This window comes from Streptomyces sp. NPDC047042 (assembly GCF_040644035.1).
In the GTDB taxonomy this organism is placed as follows: domain Bacteria; phylum Actinomycetota; class Actinomycetes; order Streptomycetales; family Streptomycetaceae; genus Streptomyces.
Genome location: NZ_JBEYVP010000053.1, coordinates 39,215 through 51,877, shown reverse-complemented (window position 1 = coordinate 51,877; position 12,663 = coordinate 39,215). Strand labels below are relative to the sequence as shown.

Annotated in this window: 10 protein-coding genes and 1 pseudogene; 5 read left to right on the top strand and 6 right to left on the bottom strand. The window is 70.4% G+C overall.

Going from position 1 to position 12,663, the window contains the following annotated elements:
* The first annotated feature begins 363 nt into the window (after nucleotides 1-363).
* The gene (locus ABZ855_RS42235; protein WP_360817236.1) at nucleotides 364-804 is read left to right on the top strand and encodes a cell division protein SepF; all 441 of its coding nucleotides are present in this window, start codon (nucleotides 364-366) and stop codon (nucleotides 802-804) included.
* Nucleotides 805-842: 38 nt separating this feature from the next.
* Here the strand turns inward: ABZ855_RS42235 and ABZ855_RS42230 are convergent, their stop codons facing one another.
* On the bottom strand, nucleotides 843-2,042 hold the full coding sequence (locus tag ABZ855_RS42230; protein WP_360817233.1) for an acyl-CoA dehydrogenase family protein: 1,200 nt from the start codon (nucleotides 2,040-2,042) through the stop codon (nucleotides 843-845).
* Between the two features lie 368 nt (nucleotides 2,043-2,410).
* Nucleotides 2,411-4,051: an MFS transporter gene (locus ABZ855_RS42225; RefSeq protein ID WP_360817230.1), complete on the bottom strand. Its 1,641-nt coding sequence runs from the start codon at nucleotides 4,049-4,051 to the stop codon at nucleotides 2,411-2,413.
* Nucleotides 4,052-4,316: 265 nt separating this feature from the next.
* Here ABZ855_RS42225 and ABZ855_RS42220 point away from each other — a divergent pair, with 265 nt between their 5' ends.
* A complete protein-coding gene (locus ABZ855_RS42220) occupies nucleotides 4,317-5,480 on the top strand; it encodes a mannosyltransferase family protein (protein WP_360817227.1) in 1,164 nt (387 codons plus the stop codon).
* Between the two features lie 222 nt (nucleotides 5,481-5,702).
* Nucleotides 5,703-6,764 carry a phosphatase PAP2 family protein gene (locus ABZ855_RS42215; protein WP_360817224.1) on the top strand — a complete coding sequence of 354 codons (1,062 nt, stop codon included), beginning with the start codon at nucleotides 5,703-5,705 and terminating at the stop codon, nucleotides 6,762-6,764.
* 25 nt (nucleotides 6,765-6,789) lie between these two features.
* On the opposite strand, the gene ABZ855_RS42210 is transcribed toward ABZ855_RS42215, so the two are convergent.
* The 3 genes and pseudogenes from ABZ855_RS42210 to ABZ855_RS42200 all read right to left on the bottom strand — a co-directional run bounded on the left by ABZ855_RS42210 (nucleotide 6,790) and on the right by ABZ855_RS42200 (nucleotide 9,137).
* Nucleotides 6,790-7,002, bottom strand: a complete 213-nt coding sequence (locus ABZ855_RS42210; RefSeq protein WP_360817221.1) for an I78 family peptidase inhibitor — start codon at nucleotides 7,000-7,002, stop codon at nucleotides 6,790-6,792.
* A gap of 305 nt (nucleotides 7,003-7,307) precedes the next feature.
* Nucleotides 7,308-8,270: pseudogene (locus tag ABZ855_RS42205) on the bottom strand (YafY family protein); the annotation flags it as partial.
* A 150-nt stretch (nucleotides 8,271-8,420) separates the two neighbouring features.
* Nucleotides 8,421-9,137 (bottom strand): transglycosylase family protein, encoded by a 717-nt coding sequence (locus ABZ855_RS42200; RefSeq protein ID WP_360817218.1) that lies wholly within the window; start codon nucleotides 9,135-9,137, stop codon nucleotides 8,421-8,423.
* Between the two features lie 541 nt (nucleotides 9,138-9,678).
* Between ABZ855_RS42200 and ABZ855_RS42195 the strand changes: the two genes are divergently transcribed.
* Together ABZ855_RS42195 and ABZ855_RS42190 are read left to right on the top strand one after the other, a co-directional pair.
* Nucleotides 9,679-10,452, top strand: a complete 774-nt coding sequence (locus tag ABZ855_RS42195; RefSeq protein ID WP_360817215.1) for a hypothetical protein — start codon at nucleotides 9,679-9,681, stop codon at nucleotides 10,450-10,452.
* Nucleotides 10,453-10,604: 152 nt separating this feature from the next.
* Nucleotides 10,605-11,051 carry a hypothetical protein gene (locus ABZ855_RS42190; RefSeq protein WP_360817212.1) on the top strand — a complete coding sequence of 149 codons (447 nt, stop codon included), beginning with the start codon at nucleotides 10,605-10,607 and terminating at the stop codon, nucleotides 11,049-11,051.
* An 89-nt stretch (nucleotides 11,052-11,140) separates the two neighbouring features.
* On the opposite strand, the gene der is transcribed toward ABZ855_RS42190, so the two are convergent.
* A complete protein-coding gene (der, locus tag ABZ855_RS42185) occupies nucleotides 11,141-12,586 on the bottom strand; it encodes a ribosome biogenesis GTPase Der (RefSeq protein ID WP_360817209.1) in 1,446 nt (481 codons plus the stop codon).
* Nucleotides 12,587-12,663: the final 77 nt, after the last annotated feature.

Here is a 12,663-nt window from a genome sequence, read left to right as displayed (position 1 = left end):
TCATGCACCCCCTCCCTCTCAAGCACCCCCTCCTCTCAATACTGACCCGGCGTCAGCCGACCCTCACCAACGACTGGGCCCGCCCTTACCGCACCTGATCCTCCGTCAGGAAAGCACGCAGGGCGCCCATTCACCCATACGTCCCAACGCTCACCCATACGCCACGAAGAATCATATTTCACTCTCAGTCAGCAGTCGTACACAGTAAGACCCTTGCGGCGCGGGGCCTCTCGACGAAATGGTTGTGCACCAGTACCGTCACGAAACCCCCGCGCGGCGTCTATTCACTTGGCGCGCCATCCGCATCATGGATGACCATAGGGATGCGGAAAGCATGAGAGACCGCTGTGAGAGGAGGCGTCCATGGGATCGGTACGCAAGGCGAGTGCCTGGCTTGGCCTCGTCGACGACAACGATGACGAGCGTTACTACGACGACGACTACTCCGAGGGAACCGAACAGCCCGGCGATGCCTGGGTAACGGACCCCCGGGTCAAGGTCGCGGGTGAGGTGGCCGAGGAGAAGGGCCGCCGCATCGGCACGGTCACCCCGGACAGCTTCCGGGACGCCCGCGCCATCGGCGAGCTCTTCCGGGACGGCGTCCCGGTCATCATGAACCTCACCGCCATGGAGCCCGCCGACGCCAAGCGCGTCGTCGACTTCGCCGCAGGCCTCATCTTCGGTCTGCGCGGCTCGATCGAGCGGGTGTCCAACCGCGTGTTCCTGCTGACCCCCGCCGACACGGAGATCATCAGCGGGGAGGCCCAGCCGCACCGCGCGGACGGCTTCTTCAACCAGAGCTGAGCAGGGCCGCTCACCGGCCCCGCCGTCCGTTGTTCAGGTCAGCGGAAGGCGTCAAGTCCGGTGAGCGCCTTGCCCAGCACCAGCTGGTGCATCTCGACGGTGCCCTCGTACGTGAGCACCGACTCGAGGTTCGTCGCGTGCCGCATCACCGGGTACTCGAGTGAGATCCCGTTGGCCCCGAGGATCGTCCGGGCCGTACGACAGATGTCGATGGCCTCTCGTACGTTGTTGAGCTTGCCGAAGCTGACCTGCTCGGGACGCAGGCGGCCGGCGTCCATGCGCCGCCCCAGATGGTGGGCGAGCAGAATCCCCTTGTGCAGCTCGACCGCCATGTCGGCGAGCTTGGCCTGGGTGAGCTGGAACCCTCCGATGGGCCGCCCGAACTGCTCACGCGTCTTCGCGTAGTCGACCGCGGCCTCGAAACAGGACCGGGCGGCGCCCATGGCACCCCAGACGATCCCGTACCGCGCGTGGGAGAGACAACTGAGGGGACCACGAAGGCCGGCGACGTCCGGCAGCACGGCATCGGCGGGCAGTCGCACCCCGTCCATCACCAGCTCACTGGTGACGGAGGCGCGCAGGGACCACTTGTGCTTGATCTCGGGCGCGGAGAACCCGGGGGTGTCGGTGGGCACGACGAACCCCCGGATGCCGTCGTCGGTCTGCGCCCATACGACGGCCACCCCGGCGATCGACCCGTTGGTGATCCACATCTTGCGCCCGTCGAGCACCCAGTCGCCGCTGCCGCCACTGTCACGCTTGGCGTAGGTGCGCATCCCGGCGGGGTCGGAGCCGTGGTCGGGCTCGGTGAGCCCGAAGCAGCCGATGACGTCGCCGGAGGCCATCCGGGGCAGCCAGGTCTGCTTCTGCTCCTCACTCCCGAAGGCATGGATGGCGTACATGGCGAGGGACCCCTGCACGGAGACCAGCGACCGGATACCGGAGTCGGCGGCCTCCAGCTCCAGACAGGCGAGCCCGTACTGCACGGCGGAGGCGCCGGCGCAGCCGTAGCCGGTGAGCGACATCCCGAGGGCGCCGATGCCGCCCAGCTCACGGGCGAGCCCCCTGATGTCCGGCAGCTCACCCTCCTCGAACCATCCGGCGACATACGGCACCACCCGGTCCGCCGCCCAGGCGCGCACGGTGTCCCTGATCGCCAGGTCCTCCGCGTCGAGCAGGTCGTCGAGGCCGAGCGGATCGGCGGGGTCGAAAGGGGGCAACTTCGCGAACACAGCCACAGGAGCCTCCGTCAACTTAAACTAGCACCGCTAGTTACGACCGTACCGCACGGTCTCCCACCCACGCACCGCCCGCGCGGAACGTCCAAGAGCTGAACGTCTCCCGCGGGGGTTCACCTATCGCCGACGCCCGCCCCACACCGCCACGAAACCACCGCTCACCCACGCCCCCGCGCGCAACACGCACCACCGCCACTACCCACCGTCCACCCGCACCGCCCCACCCCGCCAGCACACCCCGCACCGCGCAACCAGCCACTGGCAACCGTTCACACCGCCACCCGCACCCGCCGACGTTCCAGCACCCGCACCCGCACCCGCCGACGCGCCCGCACCCCCACAGGCGACGTCCACCGCTCAAGTGACCGTCACGGGTGGTGCGTGGGTGGGAGACCTCCGGCGTTCACACCGACACACCTCGCCCCCTCACCGCCCCGAGGCCCAGGCACCCCCACAACCTCCCCCTCACACTTCATCACCCGCGGCAACCGCAACGCCATCACCGCCCCCAGCACCAACAACCCCGCACTCACCACCAACGTCACATGCAGCCCGTGCACAAACGCATCCCGAGCCGCCGCCCGCAGGGCAACCCCAGAAGACCCCCCGAGCCGCCCGGCAACCTCGTACGCCTCGCCCAGCGAATGCCCCGCCGCAACCGACGCCGCCTCCGGAACCCCCCGCACGGACCCCACCCCCGGCGCGTACGCCGCGTTCATCACACTCCCCAGCAGCGCGATCCCGATCCCCGCGCCCAGCTGGTACGACGTCTCCCCGATCGCCGCCGCCCCACCCGCCTGCTCCGCCGGAGCCTCGCTCAGCATCGACTCGTACGCCCCGAAGAGCGTCGTCTCCAGCCCGAAGCCCAGCAGCACGAACCCGGCGAGCAACAACCCCGCGTTGTCCTCCCCGCCCATCGCCGTCAGCAGCAGTACCGCCGCCGCGGTGAGGCAGAACCCGGCGCACACCATCGCCCGCGGCCCGAACCTCCGCAGCAGCCGCGCCCCCACCAGCCCCGCCGCCATCGCCGCGACCGTCAGCGGCAACAGCCGTAGCCCCGTCTCCAAAGGCGAAAGCTTCAGCACCAGTTGCAGATACTGCGCCGCGATCAGCTCCAGCCCGACCAGCGCGAGCATCGCCAGCACGATGCACCCCACGGACGTACTGAACGCGGGCCGCGCGAACATCCGCAGGTCGACCAGCGGATGCGTACGCCGCCGCTGCCTGCGCACGAACACCACCAGCAGTGCCGCGCCCCCCACCAACGGCAGGACCGTCAGGAAGTTGCCCACGCCCTCGCCGCCGCCCAGCCGCTTCACGCCCAGCACGACCCCGAACAACCCGCCCGCCGCCGTCAGCGCGCCGACGACGTCCCACGGACCCTCGCTCCGCCCACCGCGCGACTCGGGCAGCAGCAACCGGCCGACCGGAAGGCTGACCAGCATCAACGGGATGTTGACAAGGAAGACCGACCCCCACCAGAAGTGCTCCAGCAGAAAGCCGCCGAGCAGCGGACCGACCGCCGCGCCCACCGCTGCCACCGCGCTCCAGACACCGATCGCCAGCGCCCGTTCGCGCCGGTCGGGAAAGACCTGGCGGAGGATCGAGAGCGTCGCCGGCATGATCATCGCGCCGCCGACACCCAGCAGCGCCCGCGCCAGGATCAGCAGCTGCGGGCTGCCGGCGAAGGCGGCCATACCGGAGGCGACGCCGAAGAGCCCGTACCCGAGGAGCAGGATCCGTCTGCGGCCGACCCGGTCACCGAGCGTGCCGAACAGGATCAGCAGCGAGGCGCAGACCAGCGGATAGATGTCGACGATCCAGAGCAGCTCTATCGCGCCGGGCCGGAGATCCTCGCTGACGGCGGGCACCGCCACATGCAGCACGGTCGCGTCGACCGCGACGAGCAGCAGGCTCGTGCAGAGGACGAGAAGGACGACCCAGCGGTTGGCGCTCGCCCCGGCGGCCCGGCGGCGCAGCGCGGCGGCAGCCGTGGTCGTCCCGGACATGTACGTACCTCCAAGGTTCCCTCGCGTTCGGCGGTCCGCGGCGGGGTGGGGACTCCCCGGCGGGCTTCGGCTTCGACCGAGGAGGAGCGGTGTCCTCGGTCCGCGCGGCGAAAAGCGAGTGGTCCGACAGCGTACGCGAGTCCTGAGCGGCGAAAAGTGGCGGACCTCTCACCCTCCGCCGGAACCCGTGTGGCCTGCACCACGCACCGCCGGGCGCATGCTCCCCGCGCCCACCCGTATTCAGCGGACCGCCGATAATCGACCGGTGACAGCTCTCGGCACCCGTGGCGCCCGCCCGCTCCCCGCGCACCCCTCGCCGCCCACGCTCCGCCGAGCCGCGCCCGCTCTCCTCGGGTACATGGCCGTCCGCGTGCTGGGCCTGCTCGCGCTGGCCGTGTGGAGCGCGGCCCGGGACAAGAGCGCGTACAAGCTGCTGACCGCCCGCTGGGACTCGCTCTGGTACACGCGGGTCGCCGAGCTCGGCTACGGCTATGAGGTGCGCCTCGCCAACGGTGACGTGCACTCGAACCTGGCCTTCTTCCCGCTGCTGCCCTGGCTGGAGCGGCTCCTGGCGTCCGTGACGCCGATGTCGTACGCCGACGCGGGCTTCGCGGTGAGCGCGCTCGCCTCACTCGCCGCCGCCTGGGGCGTGTTCGCGGTCGCGGACCACGTTTACGGCCGCCGCGTCGGGGTGTGCGCCGTACTGCTGTGGGCGGTGCTGCCGGTGGGGATCGTCCAGTCGATGGCGTACAGCGAGTCACTGTTCACGGCTCTGGCCGCCTGGTCGCTGTACGCGGTCCTCACCGGCCGCTGGCTGACGGCCGGCACCCTGGCCCTGCTGGCCGGCCTGACCCGCCCGGTGGGACTCGCGGTGGTGGCGGCCGTGTGGGCGGCGGCCGTCGCCTCGTTCGTACGGGACCGGAGCACGCCCCGATGGCGGCGCGCCCTCGGCATGCTGATCGCACCGCTGGGCGCCGCCGGTTACGTCCTGTGGGTCGGCCACCGCACCGGCAAGGGCCCCCTGGGCTATCTGGACGTCCAGGCAGGCTGGCGCAACGGCTTCGACGGCGGCGCCGCATTCGCCCGTTTCGTCGCCGACAAGTTCACCTCGTTCCCCTCGGCACTGGCCGGAGTCGGACTCGTCGTCGGTGTGGGGCTGCTGATCTGGCTGTACGTCACCTGCGTACGGCAGCGCCAGCCGCTGCCCCTGCTGGTGTACGCGGGGGTCGTCACCGTCCTCGCCCTGTGCGCGTCGAGCTACTTCGGCTCGAAACCACGCCTGTTGCTGCCCGCGTTCCCTCTTCTGCTGCCGCTCGCACGGGCGTTGGCCAGGCCGCGTACGTCCAGGTCGGTGCTGGTGACGGGTGTGGCCGCGGTGGCCTCGGCGGTCTACGGGGCGTTCTGGCTGAACGGCTCCGGTCCGCCCTGACCGACCTCCGGGCGAATTCTGGACAAGCACCCGGTGAACCAATTCGAAAGGGCCATAAAACGCCACCGCCGCATGATCAATGGAAAGAAAGGGAAGGCGCGCACGTCGAATAGGGATTCCGGTGAATTAAACATCGCCCTGAGAGCAATCCCACATCACATCGTCATTACAAAGCCACGGATTGGGCGGAGAACTGCGCTCACTCGCTGTAACGTCGATTGCGTGCGTACCGAACGAAACCTCGCCCGTCTGGACCGGGTGTTCGCGAGGCTGGACCGGGAACCGGGACGGCCGACCCTCGACGTGCCGAAGATGAGCCGGCACAGGATCGTGCTCCTTGTCGCGACCCTGGCCTTCTATCTCGCCACCGTGTGGGCCGTAGTGATCACCTCATGGCTGGTCCGGCTCGACTGGCAGGTCATGTTCTTCCGGCCGTACCAGCAGTGGCCGGAGGTGCACGCGTTCCTCGACTACTACGTGGTCCTCGGCCAGCGCGGCCCCACCGCCGTGATGATCTCGGCCTGGCTGGGATGGCGCGCCTGGCGCCAGCACACCCTGCGACCGCTGCTCGTGTTCGGCGCGGCACTGCTGCTGCTCAACATCACGGTCGGCGCCGCCAAGATCGGCATGGGCCGTCTCGGACCGCACTACGCGACGACCATCGGCTCGAACGAGATGGGCATGGGCGGGGACATATTCCCCAGCGGCCACACCGCGAACGCCGTGGTGACCTGGGGCATCCTGGCCTATCTGGCCTCGACCCCCGGGACCAGGCGCTGGCTGTCCGCCAGTACGGCGCTGATGTCGCTCGGCGTCGGTCTCACCACGGTCTATCTGGGCACGCACTGGCTGAGCGATGTCGTCCTGGGCTGGGTCGCGGGTCTGCTGGTGCTGCTGGCACTGCCGTGGTTCGAGCCTCTGATCACCCGCGCCGAGACCTGGCTGCTCGACCAGCGCGACCGCAGGCGCGCGCGGGGACACGGCACCGCGCCCGTACCGGCCGGAGTCGGCTCGCCGGCGCTGCTCAAGCCGCACGCGAGCGCCGAGGAGGCGGCCGTGGCCCGCGAGAACACCACCCCGGCGGCCCGCTCGTCCCGGACGCCCGCGCACCCGGCACACCCCGCGCACCCCGCGCACCCCGCGCATTTGGCCCCCGGGCCGCACGCGAGCCGCTCGGAGCGCACGCCGGTCACCCCGGTCGGCAGCCGCCGCCCGCCGCACGCGGACCGCGCGCCCCGGGCCACCGGCACCCCGTCGACGCGCCCCCTGCCCGGCAGCGGCTGAGCCGCCGGAGGCGCGCCGGCCGGCGTCAGCCCTTCCAGCAGCGGGTCACTGTGCCGTCGGTGACCTCGAAGTTGAGCCGCCCGGAGCGGTACTCCATGGTGATGATCGCCCCGGGCGGCAACGACCGCACCGCTGACCAGCCGCGTTCCCTGGCGAGCCGTTCGGCCCGCGCGGAGTCGAGGCCGAGATAGGTGTCCGGATTGTCCTGGGGTTCTTCGGTCGTGGGATTCGGTGCCATGACTGTCACCGTAGGCGTCACCCGTCCTTCCCGCAGCCATTCGAACGTAATTCGACATCTCTCCGCGGGCCCTCGATAAACCCCCCTCCAAGAGGCCGGACAGGAAACTCACGGAGAGTGAATTCCATCGACCACCCCCACCGCGACCTCTTACGTTCTTCTTACAGACGCCATACGTGCTGATGCCACGCGTCTTCACGCCATCCCGGCGACAGAACACATAAAACACCCACGACTTCCACACAAAGCCCCCGCACAGCGCCTGCTCACCCCTGCTTCTCCCCCGGCCCGCCTCCGGGAAGCGGCGACCGCGCCATCGCACGGGACAGCCGGTCACGGGACGTCCTGATCACGTCGACGAGTTCCGCGGGCTCCAGCACCTCGAACTCGAAGCCCATCAGCATGACGTGGATGACCATCACCTCGAGGCTCGCGGCCCCGGTGCGCAGCAGACAGGCCTCCTCGCCGTCCGGCTCCAGCGTCCCGGCGGAGGGCGAGATCCGCGCGGCGGCCTCCTCGACGGGCGCCAGCAGCCGCACGACGGCCTGCGAGGCGTACGCGCGCGTGGAGACGCCCTTGGAGACATAGGCGGCGAGATCGTCGGCGGGAGGTGTCCGCGGGGCGAAGCGCGGCCCGTGCGGCGGCTTCGGCGTGATGCGGTCCACCCGGAACGTACGCCAGTCGGCGCGGTCGACGTCCCAGGCGACCAGGTACCAGCGCCGCTCGGTGCACACCAGCCGGTGCGGTTCGACGGTACGGCGGGACACGGCCCCTTCGTGTCCCCGGTACTCGAAGCGCAGCCGTTCCGTGTCCCGGCAGAGGTGGGCGAGTTCGGTGAGGACGGCCGGGTCCACGGCGGAGGGCTGCGGTCCGCGCAGCATCGGCACGGTGAAGGCGTTCAGGGCGCCGACCCGTCGGCGGAGCCGGTCGGGCAACACCTGTTCGAGCTTGGCCAGCGCCCGTACGGAGGTCTCGCCGATCCCCTCGATGCCCTGTCCGGCGGCGGTCCGCAGCCCGACGGCCACGGCGACGGCCTCGTCGTCGTCCAGCAGCAGCGGAGGCAGTTCGGCGCCGGCGCCCAGCCGGTAACCGCCGCCGGTGCCCGGACTGGCGTCCACGGGATAGCCGAGGTCGCGCAGCCGGTCCACGTCCCGGCGGACGGTACGCGGGGTCACGCCGAGGCGGCCCGCCAGGTCGGCGCCGGACCATTCGCGGTGGGCCTGGAGCAGCGAGAGCAGACGCAGAAGCCGTGCCGAGGTCTCCAACATGGGCCCGAGTCTGCCAGCGGTCGCGGACAGCGACTGTCCTCAACCCTGTTGTACAGCGAATGGGCACGGCCGCGAACGCGGGTGCCCCACCCGGTCCGGGGACGGGGTGGGGCACAGTGCCGGCAGGGTGCCGGAAGCGAAGGAGTCGGCTCAGAAGTCGAGCTGCTGACCGGGCACGATCAGGTTGGGATCGCCGCCGATGACAGCCTTGTTGGTGGCGTAGAGGTGCTGCCACGTGGTCGTGTACCGGGCGGCGATGCCGCTCAGGGTGTCGCCCTCACGGACGGTGTAGTCGCCTCGGGACGAGCTGCGGCCCGTGTGGGCCGACGAACGCTCCGGCGCCTTCGACGGAGCCTTCGACACCGCGGACTCACCGGAACCGGTGGCCTTCTTGACCGACCGTTCGCTGGACGACTTGGCCGACTTCTTCGTCGACTTGGTGGCGGCCGAACCGGAGCCCGATTCAGAACCCGAGCCGGAGCCCGATACCGCGGGAGCGCTCCCGCCGGCACCCGCTCGCGCCGAACAGGTCGGCCACGCGCCCCAACCCTGGGCGCCCTGGACCTTGGTGGCGACGGCGATCTGCTGAGACCTGCTGGCCCCGTCGGCGGTGGCCGCGTAGGCCGTCCCGCCGTAGGCGCGCCAGGTGCTCGCGGAGAACTGGAGCCCTCCGTAGTAGCCGTTGCCGGTGTTGATGTGCCAGTTGCCGCCGCTCTCGCACTGGGCGATGCGGTCCCACACCCCGCTGTCCGCCGCCGCGGCGTTGCCTGTCGCGGCCAGCAGTCCGAGCGGAGCGAGCAGCGCTGCTCCGGCGAGGACCGCCGTCTTGCGGGACTTGCGGGTGTAACTATCGGCACACTCGGACATGTAGTTCCCTCTCCACAGACCCGGGCTCCCCGTGACCGGGGCGTGTCGGCCGCGCGGTTACGCGGTCGGCACGCTCCGCCCCGTCCGTCGGCGGTGGTGCTGCGCGGTGTCTGGTTCTGCGCGGCCGACGGAACTGCCCGAGCGGTGCTAGGTGCACCCGGCGGAGGAATCTATGGACCGCGACATGGCGATATCAACCAACTCCCTGTTGTCCCAGGCCAGTTCGCGGTTACCGGGGGTATCGGCGAAATCCGGCCACCCACTTCATTCGTTCATTTCCTGATTTATCAACCAGCTACTCGGACAAACTGTGAGTCAGTTCACCAAACCAACTTCCGTAACCCGTCCGTTACTTGACATTGAGTATCCATTCCATGACTCATGGTGACCGCGCGCGGAGGTTGGTTCGATTCCGTTCGCCGTGCAGCGTGACCCCTGCCACAGATCGCCCGTTGTCATCTTCATGAGCCTGGGCTGTCCGGGTTCACCGGCCGGGGGCGAACCCGGCCCCGCCACGCACCGCATCCCGAGGGAGCCACCCGTGCCGCGCATGCTCGATGTCAGCGACGAGGTCCGCGCCGAGATCGGCGACGAAGAAGCCGACCGGCTGCTCGCCGGCGACAACGCACCGGGCAGTTACGACTGCACGTCCTGTCGCACGCCGGGCGACTCCGCCCAGGAGCGCACCAGCACCGTCCTCTTCATCGGGGACGAGACCGCCGTCCTCGCCTTCGCCCACGCGGGCTGCCTGCCGTCGCAGGTCGTCCAGGTCACCGAGGAGCAGCTCCAGGGCGCGGTCCGCTCCATCAACGCAGACGAGGAGGCCCCGATGCCCGCACCCGAGCAGGCCGTGCTGGGGGTCACCAGCGGACTCGTACTGATCGAGGGCGAGTTGCACCCCGCCCTGGTCGTCGAACCGACCGCCCCCATCGTCCGCCCGGGCGCGACGGGCGCCGGCGACGACTTCCTGCCCCTCCTCATCGAGCAGGGCTTCATGCCGCTGACCGAGCTGACGGAGGTTCCTCCCGTGCTGCACGGCTGGTCGGTGCTGCTCGCCGCGGGCCAGCTGCACGCCGTACTCCAGCCGGGCCCGAACGGCGGGACCCCGGTGGCGTGGTGGCAGGCGCACCAGCCGCTCCAGGTCACCGAGAGCTGGCGGGCCGCCGCGAACAAGCACCAGCAGGTGCTGATGTTCGCGGCGCCGGTCGGTTCCATCGGGCGCCAGCCCCGCGAGGATCTGCTGCGGGACGCGTTGGACAAGGCGGCGGGGATCGGGAAGCTGGTCGCCAGCGCGTTGCCTCTGGCGGGGACGTGACGCCGTAGGCCAGGGGTGCGTCGGTCGGTTGGCGGCTTGCGGTTGCCTGTGGCTTGTCGCGCAGTTCCCCGCGCCCCTGGCAGGGCGCTCCGCGGCCCTGCCAATACCGTCGGTGGCCGCATCTGTTGGGGGGTGGGGTCGTTTGGAGGTGTGTGCACACCTACCACGTCCCCCGCCGCCAGTCCTTCCCCAGCGGCCCGTCGGCCACGCCGATCTACGACGCGCTGTACGCGGAGTACGGCAAGTCCTTCCGCTCGCTGCCGGGTGACCGCAGCGGCGAGGACGAGCCGGGCTTCGCGGCGTTCGGGGCCCAACCGAACGGCCTTGCCTCGTACGGCGGCTCGTTCGGCTCGAACTCGGGCTCGTACAGCGCCTACAGCGCGGGGGCGTTCAGCGCGCGCCACGGCGGCCAGGGCGGCGGTCAGGGCGGTGGTCAGCAGTCCGTGTGGCAGCGGGTCGGTGAACTCGACGCGCAGCAGGGGCAGCCGGCGACCCCGCCCCCGACCGTCGTATGGCCCACGGGTGGACGACAGCAGCACTACACCGGGATGACCCACATCCCGGCGGCCCTGCCACCGGGCCCGCGCCGGGGCCTGTGAGCACCACCCGCACATGACTGCGCACATGACTGAGGGGCGGCTCCACCCGGAGCCGCCCCTCAGTTGTGAACCTGCCAGTTGTGGACCTGCTACTTCTTCTTGCCGCGCTTCTCGCGCACCCGCACCGAGATGTGGATGGGCGTGCCGTCGAAGCCGAACTCCTCGCGCAGCCGGCGCTCCACGAATCGGCGGTAGCCGGCCTCGATGAAGCCGGAAGCGAAGAGCACGAACCGCGGCGGCTTGGTGCCCGCCTGCGTGCCGAACAGGATGCGCGGCTGCTTGCCGCCCCGGACCGGGTGCGGGTGGGCGGCGACCAGTTCGCCGAGGAAGGCGTTCAGCCGGCCCGTCGGAACCCGGGTCTCCCAGCCCGCGAGGGCGGTCTCGATCGCGGGGACCAGCTTCTCCATGTGCCGGCCGGTGCGCGCCGAGACATTGACGCGGGGCGCCCACGCCACCTGGGCGAGCTCGGTCTCGATCTCCCGCTCCAGGTAGTAGCGGCGCTCCTCGTCGAGCGTGTCCCACTTGTTGTACGCGAGGACGATCGCACGGCCGGCCTCGACGGCCATGGTGACGATCCGCTGGTCCTGGATGGAGATGTTCTCGGAGCCGTCGATCAGGATGACGGCGACCTCGGCCTTCTCGACGGCGGCGGCCGTACGCAGCGAGGCGTAGTAGTCGGCGCCCTGCTGGAGGTGGACGCGCTTGCGGATGCCCGCCGTGTCGACGAACTTCCAGGTGACACCGCCGAGTTCGATCAGCTCGTCGACCGGGTCACGGGTGGTGCCCGCGATCTCGTTGACGACGACGCGCTCCTCGCCCGCCACCTTGTTCAGCAGGGAGGACTTGCCGACGTTCGGGCGGCCGATGAGGGCGATCCGGCGCGGGCCGCCGACCCCGGCGCCGAAGGTCTGCGCGGGCGCCTCGGGCAGCGCCTCCAGGACGGCGTCCAGCATGTCGCCGGTGCCACGGCCGTGCAGCGCGGAGACGGGGTGCGGCTCGCCGAGACCGAGGGACCAGAGATACGAGGCGTCGGCCTCGCCGCTCGGCCCGTCGACCTTGTTGGCGCACAGCACGACGGGCTTGCCCGCCTTGCGCAGCAGCCGGACGACCGCCTCGTCGGTGTCGGTCGCGCCGACCTTGGCGTCCACGACGAAGACGACCGCGTCGGACGCCTCGATCGCGTACTCGGCCTGCGCGGCCACGGAGGCGTCGATACCGAGGACGTCCTGCTCCCAGCCGCCGGTGTCGACGACCTTGAAGCGCCGCCCGGACCACTCGGCCTCGTAGGTGACACGGTCGCGGGTGACGCCGGGCTTGTCCTCGACGACGGCCTCACGGCGCCCGATGATGCGGTTGACGAGCGTCGACTTGCCGACGTTCGGCCGCCCGACGACGGCGAGGACGGGCAGCGGACCGTGTCCCGCCTCGTCGATCGCGCCCTCGACATCCTCGACGTCGAAGCCCTCTACCGCGGCGAGCTCCATGAACTCCGCGTACTCGGCATCGCCGAGCTCTCCGTGCTCGTGGTCGTTCATGAAGTGCGTACCTCGTTCATCGTGGTGATCGGTGGAACCCCCTGTTGTCGGGCGATCCACTACTCGAACTGCTCAAG

Bases quoted from the DNA above. Each gene is read 5' to 3' on its own strand.
- ABZ855_RS42235 (WP_360817236.1), top strand. From the start codon at position 364: ATGGGATCGGTACGCAAGGCGAGTGCCTGGCTTGGCCTCGTCGACGAC.
- ABZ855_RS42225 (WP_360817230.1), bottom strand. From the start codon at position 4,051: ATGTCCGGGACGACCACGGCTGCCGCCGCGCTGCGCCGCCGGGCCGCC.
- ABZ855_RS42210 (WP_360817221.1), bottom strand. From the start codon at position 7,002: ATGGCACCGAATCCCACGACCGAAGAACCCCAGGACAATCCGGACACC.
- ABZ855_RS42200 (WP_360817218.1), bottom strand. From the start codon at position 9,137: ATGTCCGAGTGTGCCGATAGTTACACCCGCAAGTCCCGCAAGACGGCG.
- der (WP_360817209.1), bottom strand. From the start codon at position 12,586: ATGAACGACCACGAGCACGGAGAGCTCGGCGATGCCGAGTACGCGGAG.